At 74.0% G+C, this 19,828-nt stretch carries 19 protein-coding genes; 3 read left to right on the top strand and 16 right to left on the bottom strand.

The window, feature by feature from the left end; translation table 11 throughout:
- Positions 1-4 precede the first annotated feature (4 nt).
- The 9 genes from D4B81_RS06665 to infC form a co-directional block, all read right to left on the bottom strand.
- Entirely contained in the window at positions 5-922 is a 918-nt protein-coding gene (locus D4B81_RS06665) for a phosphotransferase family protein (protein WP_122261649.1), read from the bottom strand.
- A gap of 7 nt (positions 923-929) precedes the next feature.
- On the bottom strand, positions 930-1,715 hold the full coding sequence (locus tag D4B81_RS06660; protein WP_202613602.1) for an SDR family oxidoreductase: 786 nt from the start codon (positions 1,713-1,715) through the stop codon (positions 930-932).
- Positions 1,712-4,243, bottom strand: a complete 2,532-nt coding sequence (gene pheT / locus D4B81_RS06655) for a phenylalanine--tRNA ligase subunit beta (protein WP_122261648.1) — start codon at positions 4,241-4,243, stop codon at positions 1,712-1,714. Before pheT ends, D4B81_RS06660 begins: the two co-directional genes overlap by 4 nt.
- Positions 4,243-5,337 (bottom strand): phenylalanine--tRNA ligase subunit alpha, encoded by a 1,095-nt coding sequence (gene pheS, locus D4B81_RS06650; protein WP_122261647.1) that lies wholly within the window; start codon positions 5,335-5,337, stop codon positions 4,243-4,245. Before pheS ends, pheT begins: the two co-directional genes overlap by 1 nt.
- 144 nt (positions 5,338-5,481) lie before the next feature.
- Positions 5,482-6,426, bottom strand: coding sequence for a hypothetical protein (locus D4B81_RS06645; RefSeq protein ID WP_161965018.1), 945 nt, complete (start codon positions 6,424-6,426; stop codon positions 5,482-5,484).
- A gap of 190 nt (positions 6,427-6,616) precedes the next feature.
- A complete protein-coding gene (locus D4B81_RS06640; protein WP_122261645.1) occupies positions 6,617-7,429 on the bottom strand; it encodes a TrmH family RNA methyltransferase in 813 nt (270 codons plus the stop codon).
- Positions 7,430-7,460: 31 nt separating this feature from the next.
- Positions 7,461-7,841, bottom strand: a complete 381-nt coding sequence (gene rplT, locus D4B81_RS06635; protein ID WP_097187676.1) for a 50S ribosomal protein L20 — start codon at positions 7,839-7,841, stop codon at positions 7,461-7,463.
- A 58-nt stretch (positions 7,842-7,899) separates the two neighbouring features.
- Positions 7,900-8,094 carry a 50S ribosomal protein L35 gene (gene rpmI, locus D4B81_RS06630; protein WP_097187677.1) on the bottom strand — a complete coding sequence of 65 codons (195 nt, stop codon included), beginning with the start codon at positions 8,092-8,094 and terminating at the stop codon, positions 7,900-7,902.
- 79 nt (positions 8,095-8,173) lie between these two features.
- The gene (gene infC, locus D4B81_RS06625; protein ID WP_237565854.1) at positions 8,174-8,797 is read right to left on the bottom strand and encodes a translation initiation factor IF-3; all 624 of its coding nucleotides are present in this window, start codon (positions 8,795-8,797) and stop codon (positions 8,174-8,176) included.
- A 379-nt stretch (positions 8,798-9,176) separates the two neighbouring features.
- Between infC and D4B81_RS06620 the strand changes: the two genes are divergently transcribed.
- Both D4B81_RS06620 and D4B81_RS06615 read left to right on the top strand, forming a co-directional pair.
- Positions 9,177-9,680: a Fur family transcriptional regulator gene (locus D4B81_RS06620; RefSeq protein ID WP_122261644.1), complete on the top strand. Its 504-nt coding sequence runs from the start codon at positions 9,177-9,179 to the stop codon at positions 9,678-9,680.
- 12 nt (positions 9,681-9,692) lie between these two features.
- Positions 9,693-11,288 (top strand): catalase, encoded by a 1,596-nt coding sequence (locus tag D4B81_RS06615; RefSeq protein ID WP_122261643.1) that lies wholly within the window; start codon positions 9,693-9,695, stop codon positions 11,286-11,288.
- A 136-nt stretch (positions 11,289-11,424) separates the two neighbouring features.
- On the opposite strand, the gene D4B81_RS06610 is transcribed toward D4B81_RS06615, so the two are convergent.
- Genes D4B81_RS06610 through D4B81_RS06580 form a run of 7 tightly spaced genes read right to left on the bottom strand, consistent with a single transcriptional unit; the run spans position 11,425 to position 18,891 of the window.
- Positions 11,425-12,186: an SseB family protein gene (locus D4B81_RS06610; RefSeq protein ID WP_122261680.1), complete on the bottom strand. Its 762-nt coding sequence runs from the start codon at positions 12,184-12,186 to the stop codon at positions 11,425-11,427.
- A gap of 49 nt (positions 12,187-12,235) precedes the next feature.
- Positions 12,236-12,964 (bottom strand): HisA/HisF-related TIM barrel protein, encoded by a 729-nt coding sequence (locus D4B81_RS06605; protein ID WP_122261642.1) that lies wholly within the window; start codon positions 12,962-12,964, stop codon positions 12,236-12,238.
- Positions 12,961-13,632, bottom strand: coding sequence for a hypothetical protein (locus D4B81_RS06600; protein ID WP_122261641.1), 672 nt, complete (start codon positions 13,630-13,632; stop codon positions 12,961-12,963). The genes D4B81_RS06605 and D4B81_RS06600 overlap by 4 nt, the downstream gene beginning before the upstream one ends.
- A 9-nt stretch (positions 13,633-13,641) precedes the next feature.
- Positions 13,642-16,875, bottom strand: a complete 3,234-nt coding sequence (locus D4B81_RS06595; RefSeq protein WP_237565853.1) for a bifunctional [glutamine synthetase] adenylyltransferase/[glutamine synthetase]-adenylyl-L-tyrosine phosphorylase — start codon at positions 16,873-16,875, stop codon at positions 13,642-13,644.
- A gap of 57 nt (positions 16,876-16,932) precedes the next feature.
- Complete coding sequence (locus D4B81_RS06590; protein WP_097187683.1) at positions 16,933-18,261, bottom strand: glutamine synthetase family protein; 1,329 nt, start codon at positions 18,259-18,261, stop codon at positions 16,933-16,935.
- 4 nt (positions 18,262-18,265) lie between these two features.
- Entirely contained in the window at positions 18,266-18,619 is a 354-nt protein-coding gene (locus D4B81_RS06585; RefSeq protein WP_122261640.1) for an MGMT family protein, read from the bottom strand.
- A gap of 38 nt (positions 18,620-18,657) precedes the next feature.
- A complete protein-coding gene (locus D4B81_RS06580) occupies positions 18,658-18,891 on the bottom strand; it encodes a methionine aminopeptidase (protein ID WP_122261639.1) in 234 nt (77 codons plus the stop codon).
- A gap of 60 nt (positions 18,892-18,951) precedes the next feature.
- Between D4B81_RS06580 and map the strand changes: the two genes are divergently transcribed.
- A complete protein-coding gene (gene map / locus D4B81_RS06575) occupies positions 18,952-19,812 on the top strand; it encodes a type I methionyl aminopeptidase (protein ID WP_122261638.1) in 861 nt (286 codons plus the stop codon).
- The last annotated feature ends 16 nt before the right edge of the window (positions 19,813-19,828 follow it).

The following is a 19,828-nucleotide window of genomic DNA, read 5'->3' as shown; positions in this document are numbered from 1 at the left end:
GCCCTCAGGCGGGCCAGAGCTCCCGCAGCAGCACCACCCCGGCTGCGGCCTGCTCGGCCTGGAAGCGCCGCAAGGTCGGCAGACCTGGCGCGGGGGGACGGCCGGACGCGTGGGTCAGGAACCCGGTCAGACCAGCGAGCAGGCCGAGGATGTCCTCGTCGGTCGCACCCAGCGACCGGACGACGGGCAGGTGCGGGCGGACGTCGAGCCCGCCTGACCAGCGGACGTCGAGGAGCAGGGAGACGGCGTCGAACCAGGGAGCACCCTGGCTGGCCCACGGCCAGTCGACGGGGCGCACCCGGCCGTCCGGCTGGACCAGCAGGTTGTCGGCACGCATGTCGCTGTGCACGACCGCACGGCCGGCGAGCCGGGGCAGCGTGCGCAGGGCAAGGTCGTGCAGGGTCCTCAGGCGGTCGACCACCCAGGGGTCGAGCCCCGACATCCCGTCGTCGCGCACCCGTCCCCAGCACCCCATCTCCGCGACGAGCTCCTCCTCCAGCGCGGGCCACGAGGGCGGTGCGGGGACCTTTCCCAGGTCGGCCAGGGTCTCGAGGGTGCGCCGCAGCTCCTCGGCCGTCCACGGGAGGTGCGGGTGCCGACCGTCGACGTCCTCCACGACGAGGGCGACCCAGCACCCGTCGTCGTAGCTGTCGAGGAGGCGGGGGACGACGGCCAGGTCCGCGAGCGTCCGCAGCACGCCGACCTCGCGGCGGTGGAGGGACGGCGTGTCCGGGTTCTGCGCCGGGCTCACCGCCTTGACGAAGGCCCGCCGCCCGTGCACCGTGACGACGCGGTCCGCCGTGCCCGGCGAGAAGCCTCCCGGCTGGGACGCGGCGTGCACGACCGGGCCGCCGAGGACCCGCGCGACCCACGCGTGGAGCGCCGCGGGCAGCTCCTCCCAGGTGAGACGTGAGCCGTGCACCCCCGCCTCACCCGGCGAGCGGGTCGTCCGGCCCCCAGGGGCGCAGGCGCAGCATGCGGTCACCGTCGCCGAGACCCGCCTGGGATCGGCGTCGCAGCTCGTCGAGGTCGTCGGCCCCTGCACGCACCATCCGTCCGGAGAAGCCGTCCAGCTCACCCTCCGCCATCGCGACCAGCAGTGCCGCGACGTCCTCGGGCGCGGTCCACTCCGTGCGCCCGGAGTGCATGTCCATCGAGTGGGTCATGTCCGTCTCGACCACGCCCGGCGCGAGGTCGAAGGCGCGCACACCGTGCTCGGCGCCGGCCAGTGCGGTGCCCCCGGTGAGGCGGGCCAGCGCGGACTTGGAGGCGCAGTAGGCGGTGAGGTCGTGCCGCTCCCGGGTCCCGGCTCCGGAGTTGAGGTTGACGACACGCCCACCGCCGGCGGCGATCATGTGCGGCACCACGGCGCGGGTGAGCAGGAAGGGGCCACGGACGTTGGTGACGAGCACCTGCCACCACTCGTCCACGTCCGCCTCCCACAGCGGGCGCTCGGGCTCGATGAGCCCGGCGTTGTTGACGAGCAGGTCGATGCGCCCGTGCCGTGACACCACCTCGGCCACGGCATGATCGACCGCCTCCGCGTCGGTGACGTCGCACGGCATACCCTCCGTGCCGTCGGGGACCTCGCCGGAGCGGGAGAGACCCACGACCTGCCACCCCGCTCCCACGAGGGCGCGGACGAGGTGCGCGCCGATGCCGCGCGAGGCGCCCGTGACGAGGGCCACGCGTCGCCGGTCGGTCGTCGCGCTCACCGCTGCACCGCCCCGTGGGCCCGCGCCGCCCGGGTCACCGCCGCGGACCGCGCGGCGTTGACCTCCTGCGTGGTCAGGGTGCGGTCCGGCGCCCGGAAGTGCATCCGGAACGCGAGGGACTGCTGGTCGGCGCCCAGCTGGTCACCGACGTAGACGTCGAAGAGCTCCACGCTCTCGAGGAGCTCGCCGGCGCCGGCCCGCAACGACTCCTCGACGTCGCCGAAACGCACGTCGCGGGTGACCACGAGGGCCACGTCCGAGGTGGCCATGGGGTGCGTGGACAGCGGCGCGACCTGGGTGCGGTGGTCGCTGGCGGAGATCAGCACGTCGAGGTCGAGCTCGGCGGCGCCGGTGCGGGCGGGTAGTCCGAGGCGCTGCACCACCTGGGGGTGCAGCTCACCTGCCCACCCGACAAGCGTCCCGTCCGCCAGCGTCAGCTCCACGCAGCGACCGGGGTGGAACGGGGCGCGGTCGGAGGGCCGCCGGTCGACGCGGACGCCGAGCGTGTCGGCGATCGCGTGGGCCCAGGCCACGACGTCCGTCACGTCGACCGGCCGCCCGCTCCCCCACCAGCCGGACCGCTCGGCCTGCCCGGCGGCGACGATCGCGACGTGCCAGGGCTGGTGCGGCACCGCCGCCCTGATGGCGTCGAGCGTCTCGTCCTCAGGACGGGCGCCCACCCCCGGCACGGGCGCACGCAGCCCCGTCAAGGGTCGGGTGACGGTGTCGACCTCGAAGATGGCCACGTCGCGCATCCCACGGGAGATGTTGCGGCGCAGCGACTCCGGCAGGGTCTGCAGGAGCTCGGTGCGCATGAGGGGGGCTTCGTCGGAGAGCGGGTTCGCCAGCCGCAGCGCGTCGCGCCGCACGTCGTCGGCGGGAAGACCCAGCTCGTCGAATCGGTCCGGCCCGACGAAGGGGTAGGTCAGCACCTCGTGCAGGCCCAGGCCCGCGAGCGCCCCCGCGACCGCGCGGCGCGAGCGCTGGGCGTGCGTGAGACCACGACCGCCGACGACGCGCGGCACCTCCGAGGGGATCTTGTCGTAGCCGTCGACCCGCGCGACCTCCTCGACGAGCGTCGGCGCGTCGGTGAGGTCGGGACGCCAGCTGGGCGGCGTGACGGAGACCCACCCCTCGCCGGCCTCCTCGAGGGTGCAGCCGATCATCGTCAGCACCTCACGGATCCGACCGGGGTCGTAGTCGACGCCCACGTAGCGGGCGGGCATCGTCAGCTCGAGCTCGACGGCCCGCCTGGCCGCCCGCTGGTCCACGTCGGTGACCGCCGGGTCCGGGGTGCCGCCACCCAGCTCGACGAGCAGGTCGACCGCGAGCTGCGCGGCGGCGTCCGTGACGGCCGGGTCGACGCCGCGTTCGAAACGTTTCGCCGCCTCGCTCGTGAGCCGGTGGCGCCGCGAGGTCCGGGCGACCGACCGCGCGTCGAAGTGCGCCGACTCCACCAGCACGTCGGTGGTGACCCCCGGGGTGACCTCGCCGTCCTCGCCTCCCATGACGCCCGCCAGCGCCAGCACGCGGGTTCCGGAGTCGGTGATGACCAGGTCCTCGGGGTCCAGGGCGCGGTCGACGTCGTCGAGGGTCCGCAGCCGTTCGCCCGGCCGGGCGCGGCGCACGACGACCGGCCCCTGCAGGGTGGCGAGGTCGAAGGCGTGGAGCGGCTGGCCGAGCGCGAGCATGACGTAGTTGGTCACGTCGACGGCCAGGCTGATCGGACGCATGCCGGCCTCGAGGAGCCGGCGCTGCATCCAGTCCGGGGTCTCCCGGGTCAGGTCGATCCCGCGCACCACCCGGGCGACGTACCGGTCGCAGCCCGGCACCCCGTCGAGCAGCGCGATCCCCGGGTCGGCCAGCTCCACGGCATACCCTCCCCCCGTGGGAGGGTCGACCGGCAGGAGGGCGGGGTCGGAGTATGCCGCACCCGTCGAGTGCGAGTACTCGCGGGCGATGCCGCGGAGGCTGAAGCAGTAGCCGCGGTCGGGGGTGACGTTGACCTCGACGACCTCACGGTCCAGGCCCAGGACGGGGATGAGATCCTCACCCGGCTCCAGCTGCGCCGCGTGGTCCTCGCCGAGGAGGCGGGGCAGCACGATGATCCCGTCGTGGTCCTCCCCCAGCCCCAGCTCGCGGGCCGAGCAGATCATGCCGGAGGAGACGTGGCCGTAGGTCTTCCGGGCCGAGATGCGGAAATCACCCGGCAGCACGCCGCCGGGCAGGATGACGGCGACGAGGTCACCGACGTCGAAGTTGTCGGCACCGCAGACGATGCCCTGCGGCTCGCCGGTGCCGTTGGCCGCCCCGACGTCCACCTGGCACCAGTTGATCGTCCTCCCGTTCTTCTGGGGCTCGGGGTGCTTCTCCAGGACCCTGCCCACGACGAGGGGTCCGGTGACGTCACCGCCGTGCAGGCCCTCCTCCTCGAGCCCGACGGCGACGAGGTCGGCGGCGATCTGCGCGCCGGTCACCCCGTCCGGCAGCTCGACGTAGTCGCCCAGCCAGTCGACCGGAACCCGCATCAGATCTCCATCCCGAACTGCGCGTTGAAGCGCACGTCACCCTCGATCATCTCCCGCATGTCGGTGATGCCGTGGCGGAACATGGCTGTCCGCTCCACGCCCATCCCGAACGCGAAGCCCTGGTAGCGGTCCGGGTCGACCCCGCAGGCCCGCAGGACGTTGTGGTTGACCATCCCGCAGCCACCCCACTCGATCCAGCCGGTGCCGCCGCAGGTGCGGCACGCCGCGTCCTCACCGCGGCAGACGAAGCAGCGGAAGTCCATCTCGGCGCTGGGCTCGGTGAAGGGGAAGAACGCGGGACGCAGACGGCTGACGATGCCGGGTCCGAACATCGCCTCGGCGAGCCGGTCGAGGGTTCCCTTGAGGTGGGCCATCGTGAGGCCCTCGTCGACCGCCAGTCCCTCGAGCTGGTGGAAGACGGGGGTGTGGGTGGCGTCCAGCTCGTCGGTGCGGAAGGTCTTGCCGGGCACGGCGACGTAGAGCGGCACCCCGCGCTCCAGCAGCGACCGGGCCTGGACGGGCGAGGTGTGGGTGCGCAGCACCAGGCCGGCGTCCGCCGGCTCGACGAAGAAGGTGTCCTGCATCTGGCGTGCCGGGTGGTCCTTGTCGAAGTTGAGCGCGTCGAAGTTGAACCACTCCGCCTCCACGCCCGGGCCCTCGGCGATCTCCCAGCCCATGCCCACCATGGCGTCGGCCATCCGCTCGGCGGTCACGGTCAGGACGTGCCTGCGACCGAGCGGGCGGCGCGCCGGGACGGCCGTGAGGTCCATCGCCTCGTCCACGAGGATGCGCTCGTCGCGCTCCGCCTCCAGCTCGGTCTGGCGCAGGGCGAGGGCCTGGTTGACCCGGCCGCGGGCCTGGCCGACGCGCTTGCCCGCCTCGGCCTTGGCGGTGGGGGGCAGCGCGCCGATCTCGCGGTTGGCCAGGGCCAGCGGCGACCGCTCCCCCGCGTGGGCCAGCCGCGCCGCCTTGAGCTCGTCGAGGTCGGACGCTGCCGCGATGGCGGCGAGCGCCTCGGTGACAGCCGTGTCGACCACCGCCGGGGCGAGCGCGGCGACCTCGACGGGGTCGTAGTTGGTGTTGGGTCCTGACACCTGCGCAAGTCTAGGCACGGGCGAGCCCGCGTCCGACCAGCGCCCGCCGCGCCCTGTCCTCACACCAGTGCACCGGTCGTTGCCGCCCCACCCGGCGATCGCGTGCAGGACCGGTGCACTCGTGCGGTCGCGGCCGCGCGGTCGTCACGGATGACCCGGGAAGTACCGTCTCCAGTCGTCCCTGGCCGGGCCGATCGTCATCCCCCGCGCGCGCAGGATCCGGCGCAGCCGTTCCACGGTCTCACCGGGAGTCCGGTAGATGTCCTTGCTCGTGAGGACGACGATGCGCCACGTCTCGTCCTCGAACTCCTCGCGACGACCGATGTCGGACTCCCACTGCTCCTCCCGGGCGACGTGCTGGCGACCGTCGTACTCGACGGCGGTGCGCGTCTTCCGGTCGCCGGCGTCGAGCCGGCGACGCAGCCGGCCCCGCTCGTCGTAGAACCGGATGTCCGTCTCCAGCTCCGGCAGCCCCGAGAGCACACGGAGCAGGCGTGCTCGCGTCTCCATCGCCGAGTCGACACCCTCCCGGACGAGAGCTGCGGCGGTCCTGGCGCGCCGTGCTCCCCGCCCCGTCGCCCGTCCGCACCCCTCCAGGAGCTCGGCCGGAGTGATCCGGCGCTTCCTCACCAGGCTGTCCCCCAGGATCACCAGATCGAGGAGGTCCAGGGCCGTCGCGCAGTCCAGGAACGTGTCGAGAGGGGTGGTCACAGCCTGCCCGCGGAAGCTCGTCGGGGTCCGCGAGGAGGAGTGGACGGCCAGGTCCTCGCGCGGTGAGCGTGGCCGCCCCCGCGGCACGCTGACGTGCGCCCGGGCAGAGTGGGGCACGATCCCGCCCCAGAGCCGGGCGGCTGTGTGGTGCGAGGCGAACGCCCCGTCGCTCGCCGCCAGCAGAGCGGCCCGGGTCTCCTCGTAGGGGCCCACGGGCGCCTCGGCCCTGATGTAGATGCCGCGCAGGAGCTTGCGGTAGGCCCGCGACTGCAGCTCACGGCGGGTGATGCCCAGGGCGCCGGCCTGCCGGTGCGTGAACGGCATCAGCCCTGGACCTCGGTCCGGTGGTCTCGCCGCACCGGTCGGCTGCACAGCCATGGCACTCAGCGTGCCCTCGTCGACGGTGACCCCCGCCACGTTGTCCACAGGTCAGGCGCTGGAGCGTGCACCAGTGCACCGGTTGTCGCCACTCGTCGGCCGCAATATGGCAACAAGCGCTGCACTCGACGCTCCGCGGCGCTCAGGGGATGTCACATACACCCTCCCCCGAGCACTGCCCCCGGCGAGGCTAGGCCCGCGCCGACGCCGACGCGTGCAGGCAGACGGTCGCGGCCATCGCGAGGTTGAGCGACTCCGCGCGCTGGATCGGGATGGCGACGACGTCGTCGCAGAGGGCGCGCACGGACTCCTCGAGCCCCCACGCCTCGTTGCCCATGACCCACGCGTGCGGGCGACCGAGGTCGGCGTGCGGCAGCATCGTCCGCCCTGAACCGTCGGCCGCGAGGAGCCGGACCCCGCGCGACCGGCAGGCCGCCAGCAGCTCCTCGACCGGCACGCCCACGGTCACCGGCAGGTGGAAGAGCGACCCCACCGTGGACCGCACCACCTTCGGGTTGTACACGTCCACGGACGCGTCGCTCACCAGCACCGCCGACGCCCCGAAGGCGTCGGCCCCGCGCAGCACCGTGCCGGCGTTGCCGGGGTCACGCACCTGGGCCAGCACCACCGCGAAGCCGTCCGTCCCCACCGCGTCCAGCGCCTCCCCCAGCGGGACGTCCACCCGGCGTGCCACGGCCAGCACCCCCTGGGGGTGCTCGGCGTCGGCCATCGCGGCCAGGACCTGCTCGGTGCACCGCCGCGGCTCCAGGCCCGCGTCGCGCGCGGCCCGCCCGATGTCGGTATGCCGCGCGGCGGCGGCGTCGGTGACGTAGAGGGCGTCGGCGGCGGGCGCGGCATACCGGAGCAGCTCGCGGACCGCCTGGGGTCCCTCCACCAGGAAGCGGCCCTGCCTGTCGCGGGCAGCGCGACGCCCCAGCGCGGCGACCTGCCGGACACCGTCGCTGCGCGGGTTGCTCAGCAGGGACGTGTCGACGGCGGTCATGCGCTGGGGCGTCGGGAGGAGGTGTCCGACCTCAGGCCGCGGGGGTCTCGCCCTCGGCGGGGACGTTGGCCCGGGCCATCTCGACCAGCGCGGCGAAGGCCGCCTCGTCGTGGACGGCCAGCTCGGCCAGCATGCGGCGGTCGACCTCGATGCCGGCGATCTTCAGGCCCTGGATGAACCGGTTGTAGGTCATCCCGTTGGCGCGGGCGCCGGCGTTGATGCGCTGGATCCACAGCCGACGGAAGTCACCCTTGCGGGCCTTGCGGTCGTTGTAGCTGTAGACGAGCGAGTGGGTGACCTGCTCCTTCGCCTTGCGGTAGAGCCGGCTGCGCTGCCCGCGGTAACCGCTGGCGCGCTCCAGGACGACCCGGCGCTTCTTGTGGGCGTTGACCGCCCGCTTCACGCGTGCCACGTGAGTTCTCCTTGACTAGTTCTGCGTCGAAAGCTGCTGTGTGGGAAGACGTCCGGCCTCAGAGGCCGAGCATCTTCCTGACCTTGCGGACGTCGCTGCCGGCGACGGTCTTGTCCAGGACCAGGCGGCGGGCCTGCGAGGCGCGGCGCTCCTGGAACTTGTGCACGTGGCGGGCGCGCTGGTGCATCACCTTGCCGGTGCCGGTGACGCGGAAGCGCTTCTTGGCACCGCTGTGGGTCTTCATCTTCGGCATGGGCCGATCTCCTTCGTCGTTTCTCCGCCCGTCATCGACGGGCGTCGGGTGTGCTGCGCGAGGGGGCTGCGGCCCCGGTTCAGTGCTGCTCGGCGGTCTCCTCGACCTCGGTGGCGGGCGTGCCCGCCTCGAGCTCGGTCGTGCCCTCGAGCTCGGTCGTGCCCTCGTCCTCGACGAGGGTGTCGCCGTGGGACTCGGCGGCGGCCCGCTCGGCGTCGCGACGCTTCTCGAGCCGGACGGCGGTCTTCTTCTTGGAGGGCCCGATCACCATGACCATGTTGCGGCCGTCCTGGCGCGGGGCGCTCTCCACGAAGCCCAGCTCGGCGACGTCCTCGGCCAGCCGCTGCAGCAGGCGGAAGCCGAGCTCGGGGCGCGACTGCTCGCGACCGCGGAACATGATGGTCACCTTGACCTTGTCCCCCGCCTTGAGGAAGCGCTCGACGTGGCCCTTCTTGGTGCCGTAGTCGTGCGCGTCGATCTTCGGGCGGAGCTTGATCTCCTTGATGACCGTGTTGATCTGGTTCTTCCGGGCCTCCCGGGCCTTCATGGCGGCTTCGTACTTGTACTTGCCGTAGTCCATGAGCTTGGCGACCGGCGGACGCGCCATCGGGGCCACCTCGACGAGGTCGAGGTCAGCCTCGGCCGCCAGCCGCAGCGCGTCCTCGACGCGCACGATGCCGACCTGTTCGCCGTTGGGGCCCACCAACCGCACCTCCGGAACCCGGATGCGGTCATTGATGCGAGGCTCGTCGATGTTGGTGCTCCTTCGTCGTTCCGTGTGGACCCCGGGCACCAGAAAGGCCTCCTGGCACGAGGTGCGCAAGAGGCCTCAGTCACGGTCCTCCCGACCCGGCAGCGCCGGACGGGGTATGCCGTGGGCTGGCCACGTCATACACTCACCTCGGTCTGGCGGACCGAGGTGCGGACCTGGACCCGGCGACCCGAGGGTCGACGCGGGTGGGGGCGAGGCCCCTCTTGCACGCCGGGCACAGGTGCCCGGCTGGTCGATGAACCATCGTAGCAGAGACGCGCCCCCCTCCCCACGCACTTGAACCGTTCAAGTAAACGTGGTCGTATGGGGCATGCCCTCCTCCTCGCAGCTGCTGCACGAGGCCGGCCTGCGGGTCACCGCACCACGGCTCGCCGTGCTGGAGACCCTCCGCGAGCACCCGCACGCCGACGTGGCCGAGGTGCTGCGCCGCACCCGCGAGGGCACCACGACGATCTCCGTCCAGGGCGTCTACGACGTCCTGACCATCCTGGCGGAGAACGGCCTGATCCGCCGGATCCAGCCCGGCAGCTCCTCGGCCCGCTTCGAGCTCGAGCGCGGGGACAACCACCACCACGCGGTCTGCCGTGCCTGCCAGGTGCTCGTGGACATCCCGTGCGGCACCGGCGCGGCCCCGTGCCTGGACCCCCGACCGGTCTCCGGCCTCGGCTTCCAGGTCGACGAGGCCGAGGTCATCTACTGGGGGCTCTGCCCCCGCTGCCAGGCGGGCGCGGACGCCGGCGCCGCACACGGCGCCGCCGACCGCGCGGCTCACCCCCCCACCCAGACCACCCCTCTCCACCACACCCCGAAGTAAAGGAGCACAGGTATGTCCGACGACACCCGTCCCGGATACGTCAACGCCGAGCACTCAGGAGCAGGCAGCGTGCCCACCGGCTCGACGACGAGCAACGGCGCCCCCAACGACTCCGACCGCAACAGCCTCTCGGTCGGCCCCGACGGCCCGCTGCTGCTGCACGACGTCGCCCTCATCGAGAACCTCGCCCACTTCGACCGCGAGAAGGTGCCGGAGCGCCTGCCGCACGCCAAGGGCTCGGGGGCCTTCGGCGTCTTCGAGGCGACCGAGGACGTCTCGGCGTGGACCAGGGCGGCGGTCTTCACCAAGGGCGCCTCGACCGAGGTGCTCACCCGCTTCTCGACCGTCGCCGGCGAGCAGGGCTCGCCGGACACCTGGCGCGACGTCCGCGGCTTCGCGGTGCGCCTCTACACCGACGAGGGCAACCTCGACATCGTCGGCAACAACACGCCGATCTTCTTCGTGCGCGACCCCATGAAGTTCCCCAACTTCATCCGCTCGCAGCGGCGGCTGCCCGACAGCGGCCTGCGCTCCCCCAACATGCAGTGGGACTTCTGGACCCACAACCCCGAGTCGGCCCACCAGGTGACCTACCTCATGGGTGACCGCGGGCTGCCCACGACGTGGCGCCACATGAACGGCTACGGCTCGCACACCTACATGTGGGTCAACGCGGCGGGCGAGCGGTTCTTCGTCAAGTACCACTGGCACAGCAACCAGGGCGTGGAGAACCTCACCAACGAGCAGGCCACCGCGCTGGCCGGCACGGACGCCGACTTCCACCGCCGCGACCTCTTCGAGTCGATCGAGCGGGGCGAGCACCCGAGCTGGACGCTGTCGGTGCAGGTCATGCCCTACGACGAGGCCGGGTCCTACCGGTACAACCCGTTCGACCTGACCAAGGTCTGGCCGCACGCCGACTACCCCTTGCACAAGGTCGGCACCATGACGCTGAACCGCAACCCGCAGAACTGGTTCGCCCAGATCGAGCAGGTCGCCTTCAGCCCCTCCAACCAGGTGCCCGGCACCGGGGTCTCCCCCGACAAGATGCTGCTGGCGCGCGTGTTCTCCTACCCGGACGCGCAGCGGCACCGCATCGGCGCCAACTTCACCCACCTGCCGGTGAACCAGCCCAAGGTGCAGGTCAACGCCTACCAGTTCGACGGGCCGATGGCCTACCTGCACTCGGGCAGCCAGCCGACCTACGTGACCAACTCCTACGGCCGCCCGTGGTCGGACCGGGAGGGCCCGGCGGAGAACGGCTGGGAGGCCGACGGCGCGCTCGTCCGGCAGGCCTACACGCTGCGTCCGGACGACGACGACTTCGGTCAGCCCGGCACCCTCGTGCGCGAGGTCTACTCCGAGGAGGTGCGCGAGCGTCTGGTGCAGACCGTCGCCGGGATGATGCCCGCCTGCGAGCCGGACGTCCGCGAGCGGGTCTACACCTACTGGCGCAACGTGGACCAGCAGCTCGGTGACCGCATCGCCGCCGCCGCGCAGTCGCTCGTCGGCGAGGCCGTCGACGTCCCCGGCGCCGCCGACGCGTCGGCCGACGAGGTGTCGCCCCTGCGCGAGGAGGCGGGCGACCTGGTCGCCGGCCACCGCTGACCCACGCTGGTATGCCGCGCGACCGCACGTCGCGCGCCACGGCCCCGCACCGGTTCTCCGGTGCGGGGCCGCGTGCCTCGGGCGCCGGTGCGGCGGTGCGGCGGTGCGTCGGGCGCCGGTGCGGCGGTGCGGCGGTTCAGGCGGGGCGGACGGCAAAGGCGAGGGCGTCGATCCGGGCCCGCGCCTCGCCGTCGGAGGCGATCCGCTCCCCGACGCGCGCGAGCAACCCGGCCACCTCGTCCCGGGTCAGTCCGGGGAGCAGCGCGAGCTCCACCCGCAGACCTCCGTCCCCGGTGCCGCCCGTCGCGTGACGCGCCACGGACGGCTCTGCGGCCACCGCCGCCGCGACGGCCAGTGCGACGTGCTCGTCCTCGTGGGCCGGGCGCCAGGGACGGGCCATCGCCAGCGCCCACACCATCGAGGACCGCAGGGTGCAGACAGGGCTCCCCGGCGGGGGCGGCAGGTCGACGAGGATGACCTCGCACCCCTCCTGCACCGCGGCCAGGGCGGCGCGCTGCGCCGTCACCGGGACCGGGCGGGCGTCCGGGTTCCAGGACGCCAGGGCCGCCACGCTCGTGAACGCCGGCAGCGCGCGCTGCCCGTCCGGCGCCACGAGGGTGACCGAGGCCATGTCGCTGGTGGCGTCGACGGCCAGGCCGGTGCTGTGGTCGACCTCCCCCGGCACGGCCACGACCGGCACCAGGAGACGGGCGCCGGCGACCGCCTCCACGACCGCAGCGGGGTCGGGGGACGGCTCGGCGAGCAGGGCGGCGAGCCTCTCGTCCGCAGCCCCCGTGTCGCCGTCGAACCCGGTGCCGGTGAGGGTGCGTCCGCGCCAGGGCACCCCGCCCGTGTCGTGCCCACGGGCAGGGTCGTGGCCGGAGAACCGGGACGTCATCCTGGGCTCCCCGCGTGCGTCGCCGCTCCGGCCGGTCGTCGGCACGGCCTCACCGGGCGACCTCGAGCGCCTCGGCGAGGGTGAAGGCGCCGTGGTAGAGGGCTGCGCCCAGGACCACACCGGCGACGCCCACGGAGGTGAGGCCACGCAGGGCGCGCAGGTCCTCGAGGGTGGCGATCCCGCCGGAGGCCACGACGTCGACACCGGCCGTCCCGGCGACGCCGGTGAAGAGGTCGAGGTCGGCGCCCGCGCGGGTGCCGTCGCGCGAGGCGTCGGCGACGAGGAGGAGCGGCACCTCGCGCAGCACCGGGGTCGCGCGCAGCACGTCCGCCACCGGTCCGAGCGTGAGGCTGGTGCCGCGGCTGACGACCAGCCCCTCCCGGACGTCGACCGCCGGGACGACCCGGTCACCGTGCCGCTCGACCAGCCGCCCGAGCGCGGCGGGGTCGGCCAGGAGCGCGCTGGCGAGGACCACGCGGTCCGCGCCCGTCGCCAGGGCCTCCTCGACCGCGACCTCGTCGGCGAGCCCCCCGGAGAGCTGCACGCGGACCGGGCAGCGGCTGACCAGGTCGGCCATCAGCGCGGCGTTGTCGCCGCGCCCGAACGCCCGGTCGAGGTCGACCAGGTGCACCCACCCGGCCCCCTCCGAGACCCAGCGGGCGACGACGTCGTGGGGGTCGGCCGTTCCGCCGTCGCGGTGGCCGTCGGCGTCGACCACCTGGGCGGCCCGGCCGGCTGCCACGTCGACGGCGGGCAGGAGCGTGAGCGAGGGGGTCACGGCAGCGCGCCGAGCTCCCGCCGCAGCCGCACGGAGTCCGCGACACCGTCCTCGAACCGGTCCACCTCCCGGCCCTGCGGCTCGTGGCGCACCGCCCCGTCCAGCGCGTCGGCCCGCTCCGGCTCGCCCAGCAGGCGGGCCAGCGGCAGCGACAGGGTGGCCATGACGGCCTGGAGCATGCGCAGCGGTCGGCTCCGGGTCTCGTGGAGGAGGTCGACCAGCTCGTCGCGCACGTCCGGGTCCGCCCCGGCGACCCGCACCAGCTCGGCCGGCCCCGCCAGCTCGAGGCCGGGAGGGCGCAGGAGCCCGAGGTCGGGTTCCCAGACGACCCAGCGGGGGCCGCGGCGACGGCCAGGACCCTGCACGGTGATGACGGCGCGCCCGTCCACCTCGAAGAAGCCCAGCGCGGGGCCGGCCTTGGCCGGCACGGGCCGACCGGCCACGAGCAGGGCCGGATCGTCGTAGGGCGCTCCGACCCGCGCCTCGCCCGCGACGACGGCCACGATCCAGGGGGCGGCCGGGGCGACGACGAGGGGGACCACCGTCCTGGCGGCCCAGGCGGTGACCTCCTCGGGAGCGCCGCCCAGGAGCACGAGCCCGCGGGGGACGAGGGCTGCGGGTGGCTGCGAGGTCGGCGCGTCGGTACCCGGTCCGCTCGAGCTGGTCACCGGGACATCCTACGGACGCCCGCCCCTGCCGCCGTCCTCACGACCCGCCTCGCCGTCCCGCGGACCGGGGGCGCCCGGCCGTGGCGGGGGGAAGCGCGAGGCGGACCGGGGCGGGTTCACCAGCCCGGTGTCACGGCGGAAGCCGGCCGCCCGGCCCGGGCGCTGACGGGGGAGCCCGACGCGGGGTGCCGGCTCGGCGCGCAGGCCGGGACGGGGTGGCGCGTCGCCGTAGAGGAGCCGCTCGACGACCGTGCGGGAGTGCCGGGCAGCGCGGCGCCACTCGTCGGCCAGCTGGTGGCCCGAGCCGGGCGCCCGGCCCATGATGCGGGCCATGCCCTCGGCGTCGCGCAGGTCGCTCGGCACCGAGTCCACCGCCCGGCCCCGCCAGACGACGCCGGCGTCGCGCAGCTGGGAGGCGAGCTGCCAGGCGGTGCTCAGCTCGGTGGCGTCGTCCGGCGCCAGCAACCCGGCGGCCACGGCGGCGTCGAGCGCCTCGCCCGTGCTCGTCGTCCGCAGGCCCTCATGGGCGTCGGCGTGCCGCAGCTGCAGCAGCTGGACCACCCACTCGACGTCCGAGAGACCGCCGAGACCGAGCTTGAGGTGCGTCCGCGGGTCCGCGCCACGAGGGAGCCGCTCGGACTCCATCCGCGCCTTCAGCCTGCGGATCTCGCGCACCGCAGGCTCCCCGATGCCGCCGGCGGGCCAGCGCAGCGGACGGATGAGCTCGGTGAACCGCTCCGCCAGCCCCGGGTCGCCGGCGACTGGCCGGGCCCGCAGGAGGGCCTGCGACTCCCAGCCCGCGGACCACCGCTCGTAGTAGGACCGGTAACCCTCGAGGCTGCGCACGAGCGGCCCGGAGCGACCCTCGGGGCGGAGGGCGGCGTCGAGCTCGAGGGTGGGGTCCGGCCCGGAGCCGCCGAGCCCTCTGCGCAGCTCGGTGACGACCGCGGCGGCCTGGGTCGCGGCCGTGTCCGGGTCGGCCCCGGGCAGCGGGTCGTGCACGTACATGACGTCGGCGTCGCTCGCGTAGCCGAGCTCGCGACCCCCGAGACGCCCCATGCCGACCACGAGGACGGCGGTGGCAGGCTCCTCCCCGCGTCGGCCCAGCACCGAGCGGACGGCCACCTCGAGCGCGCTCTCGAGGTAGGCGTCGGTCACCTCGGTCAGCGCGGTCCGGACCTGCCCGCCGTCCCACCCCCCGACCAGGTCGCCGAGCACGATGCGGACCAGCTCGCGGGCCCGGACCGCGCGCACCGCGTGGAAGCCTTCGTCCGCCCCGCTCTGGCGGGTCGAGGCGGCCCGCATCCGCGCGACGAGGGCCTCTCGGTCCGGCGGCACCAGACCCGCCTCGTCACCCAGCAGCGAGACGGTCTCGGGCGAGCGGATGAGGAGGTCGACGGCATACCGGCTCGAGGAGAGCACCCGGGCGAGCCGCTGCGCGGCGGTGCCCTCGTCCCGGAGCATGCCGAGGTACCAGTGCGTGGTCCCCAGCGCGTCGCTGATCCGCCTGAAGGCCAGCAGGCCGGCGTCCGGGTCGGCGCCGTCGGCGAACCAGGCCAGCATGACCGGTAGGAGGTGACGCTGGATCGTGGCCCGACGGCTCACCCCCTCGGTGAGGGCCTCGAGGTGGCGCATCGCTCCCGCCGGGTCGCGGAAACCCAGGGCGGCGAGCCGCTCGCGCGCCGCCTCCGGCGTCAGCCTCGCCTCGTCGGAGGAGAGCCTGGCGACCGCCGACAGCAGCGGTCGGTAGAACAGCCGCTCGTGCAGCCGGCGCACGTCCCGCTGCACCGCGCGCCAGCGCTGCAGCACAGCCCGGTCGGCCTCACCCCGCTCCCCCAGGGCACGACCGAGGCGGCGCAGCTCCAGGTCGGCCGTCGGCATGACGTGCGTGCGCCGCATCCGGTGCAGCTGCACCCGGTGCTCCAGGCACCGCAGCAGACGGTAGGCCTCGTCGAGCACGCGCAGGTCGTCCCGTCCCACGTAGCCGCCGGCGGTCAGGGCCTGTAGGGCGTCCAGGGTCGTGCCGGAGCGCAGCGACTCGTCGACGCGGCCGTGGACGAGCTGGAGGAGCTGGACGCTGAACTCGATGTCGCGCAACCCCCCGGGCCCCAGCTTGATCTGGCGGTCCGCCTCGGCCTGCCGGACGTTGTCCTCGACCCGGCGGCGCATGGCCTGCACGTCGTCGACGAAGTTCTCCCGCGCCGACGCGGCCCACACCCTGGGGCGCACCAGGTCCAGCCACTCCTGCGCCAGGTCCTCGTCCCCGGCCACGTGCCGCGCCTTGAGCAACGCCTGGAACTCCCACGTGCTGGCCCACCGCTCGTAGTACTCCCGGTGCGAGCCGAGGGAGCGCACCAGCGGGCCGTGCTTGCCCTCGGGCCGCAGGGCCGCGTCCACCGGCCACAGCGCGCCCTCCGCGGTGGACTGCCCGCAGATCCGCATCACCGCGCTCGCCAGCCGGGCGCCCACCCGCATGCCCTGCTCCTCGGGGACGCCCTCGCGGGGACGGGCCAGGAAGATCACGTCGACGTCGCTGACGTAGTTGAGCTCGCAGCCCCCGGTCTTGCCCATCCCGATGATCGCGAGGTCGCAGGTGCCCTCGTCCTCCGTCTCGGCCCGGGCGAGCAGCAGCGCGCCCTGGAGGGCGGCGCCCGCCAGCTCGGCCAGCCAGCCGCCGACGGTCGGCATCAGGTCGAGGGGGTCCTCGCTCAGCAGGTCCGTGGTCGCGACCCGGACCAGCTGCCCGCGGTAGGCCACGCGCAGCGCGTCCGCACCCTCCCGTCCCTCCAGCCCGCGCACCGCCTCCACGACGGCCGAGGGCTGAGGGCCGGCTCCCTCGGCGACGGCCGCGATGTGCTCCGGGTGGCGCTGCAGGTGCTCTCCCAGCGCGACCGAGCCCCCCAGGAGTCCCAGCAGCCGACGACGCGGCTCCCCGCCGCCCTCCACCACCGGCGCCGTGAGGCGGTCCGTCCTCCCGCCGTCGGCGCCGGTGGTCCGGGGGTCCAGGAGGCGGACGAGCGCGAGCAGGGCGGCGTCGGGGTCCGCCGCCGAGGCGAGGTCGGCCAGGAGGGCCGGCACGTCGAGGTCGCCGGACAGTCGGGAGAGGAACTCGGCCAGCAGCTGGCCCGCCCGGCCGGTGTCCTGCAGACCGGCCCTGGCCAGCTCCACCCCGCTCGCCGGCGGGTCCCCGGCGCCGGCGGCGCGGGTCCCCCGGGCGCGGGCACCCCGCGGGTCGACGGTCACGACGCGCCGGTCCCGGGGTTGGCGGACGGGCCGGCGACGCTCACGGCATACCCCGGATCAGAGGTGCAGCAGGTAGCGGTCGAGCTCGAACTGGGTGACCTGGGAGCGGTACTGGCCCCACTCCTGCCACTTGTTGCGCAGGTAGAAGTCGAAGACCTGCTCGCCCAGCACCTCGGCGACGAGGTCGGACTCCTCCATCACCGCGACCGCCTCGCCCAGGCTCTGCGGAAGGGGGTCGATGCCCAGGGCGCGCCGCTCGGCGTCGGTGAGCGCCCACACGTCGTCCTCGGCCTCGGGCGGCAGGTCGTACCCCTCGCGGATGCCGCGCAGGCCCGAGGCCAGGATGAGGGCGTAGGTGAGGTAGGGGTTGCAGGCGGAGTCGATCGAGCGCACCTCGACGCGGCGGGAGTGGCCCTTGCCGATGGAGTACATCGGCACGCGGGCCAGCGCCGAGCGGTTGTTGTGGCCCCAGCAGACGTAGGCCGGCGCCTCACCGCCGCCCCAGAGGCGCTTGTAGGAGTTCACCCACTGGTTGGTGACCGCGCAGATCTCGCGGCTGTGCGCCAGCACCCCGGCCATGAAGCGTCGCCCCGTCTGGGACAGCTCGTAGGCGGCACCGGGCTCGTAGAACGCGTTGGTGTCGCCCTCGAAGAGGGACACGTGGGTGTGCATGCCCGACCCCGGCCACGGGGCGAGCGGCTTGGGCATGAAGGAGGCGAACGCGCCCTGCTGCAGCGCCACCTCCCGGACCACGGTGCGGAAGGTCATGATGTTGTCCGCCATCGACAGGGCGTCGGCGTAGCGCAGGTCGATCTCCTGCTGGCCGGGCCCGCCCTCGTGGTGGCTGAACTCGACGCTGATCCCCATCTGCTCCAGGGTGTCGATCGCGCCCCGGCGGAAGTCGTGCCCGTCGCCGCGAGCCACGTGGTCGAAGTAGCCCGCCTGGTCCACCGGCACCGGCCCGGTCTTCGGGTCGTAGGGCTCGTTGAAGAGGTAGAACTCGATCTCGGGGTGGGTGTAGAAGGTGAACCCCTCGCGGCTGGCGGAGTCGAGCGCGCGCCGCAGGATGTGCCGCGAGTCGGTGGCCGCCGGGGTGCCGTCGGGCATGTGGATGTCGCAGAACATCCGCGCCGTCCGCTCGCGCCACGGCAGCACCTGGAAGGTGTCGGCGTCCGGCTGGACCACCATGTCGGCCTCGTAGACGCGGGTGAAGCCCTCGATGACGCTGCCGTCGATGCCGATCCCCTCGGTGAAGGCCTGCTCCAGCTCGGCGGGGGCGACGGCGACCGACTTGAGGGTGCCGAGGATGTCGGTGAACCAGAGCCGGACGAACCGGATGTCCCTCTCCTCGATCGTGCGGAGGACGTACTCCTGCTGGCGGTTCATGCGCTCATCCTGCCCCATGCCCCCCGTCGAGCCCGGCGGTGGCGCGGGCGTGGTCGCGCGCCAGCCGCTCCAGGTCCGCGCGGTATGCCGTGATGCGGCACCCCCGTCCGTCCGGACGGACCTCGATGCCCTCCTCGTCCCAGTGCGGACGGGCTCGGGCCAGCAGGTCGGGGGGCAGCACCCCCGCGACGTTGGTCACCCGCCACCAGGGCACGTCGCCGCCCCACGCGGCCAGGACGTTGCCCACGTGCCGGGGCCCGATGCCGACCAGGGCGGCCACGTCGCCGTAGGACACGACCCGCCCGCGCGGCACCTGCTCGACGGCCCGGAGCACGCGCTCGACCAGCACCTCGTCCACGCGGGCCGCCGTCGGTCGGTCGTCGGGGGTCGGCTGGGTCAGCCGTTGAGCGGGTTGTTGTCCCAGCCGGCGGCGTCGCGGTCGCCGGTCGCCCACTCCCCCTCGGCACGCTCCTCCTCGTCCCAGGCGGCGGTGCGCTCGGCGGCGAGCTCGTAGGCGCGCGAGGCCTCGTCCTCGGTGGCGTAGGGACCCATGAGGTCCCCGCTGCGCGCCCGTCCCGGGTCGCCGCCCGACTCCACCTGGCCGGTCTTGGTGTTGAACCAGTACTCCATGCCTGACACCTGCTCCCTGTCGCTCCGGGGCCGTCGGGGACGGCACCTAGAATTCACCCTATGCCGACCCTCACCCCGCTCGCCCCCGGGACGATCAGCCCGAGGCTGCAGGTCCCCTCCTCGATCGCCCGGCCCGAGTATGTCGACCGGCCGGCCCCGGCGCCGTTCCGCGGCTCGGAGGTCAAGGACGCGGCGACGGTCGAGCGGATGCGGGTCGCCGGCCGGGTCGCGGCGCAGGCGCTGGAGCTGTGCGGCTCGATGGTGCGCCCGGGCGTGACCACCGACGCCATCGACCGGGCGGGGCACGAGTTCCTCCTCGACCACGGGGCCTACCCGTCGACGCTGGGCTACCGCGGCTACCCGAAGTCGCTGTGCACCTCCGTCAACGAGGTCATCTGCCACGGCATCCCCGACGACCGGGAGCTGCGCGAGGGCGACATCTGCAACATCGACGTGACCGCCTACCTGGGCGGGGTCCACGGTGACAACAACGCGACCTTCCTCTGCGGCGAGGTCGCCGAGGAGACGCGCCTGCTCGTCGAGCGGACGGAGGAGGCCCTCCGGCGGGCCATCCGGGCTGCGCGACCCGGGCGGCAGGTCAACGTCATCGGCCGGGTCATCGAGAGCTACGCCGACCGGTTCGGCTACGGCGTCGTGCGCGACTTCACCGGCCACGGGGTCGGGGAGGCCTTCCACTCCGGTCTCGTCATCCCCCACTACGACGCGGCCCCGGCCTACGACACGCTCATCGAGCCGGGGATGACGTTCACGATCGAGCCGATGCTCAACCTGGGCACCCACGAGTGGGAGGAGTGGGACGACGGCTGGACGGTCGTCACCGCCGACCGCCGCCCCTCGGCCCAGTTCGAGCACACGATCCTCATCACCGACGACGGCGCCGAGATCCTCACCCTCCCCTGATCCGACGACGGGCGCT

Source organism: Ornithinimicrobium cerasi (genome assembly GCF_003702705.1).
Lineage (GTDB): Bacteria > Actinomycetota > Actinomycetes > Actinomycetales > Dermatophilaceae > Ornithinicoccus > Ornithinicoccus cerasi.
Note: the sequence above shows the minus strand (reverse complement) of the source record. Positions and strands in the feature narration are given on the sequence as shown.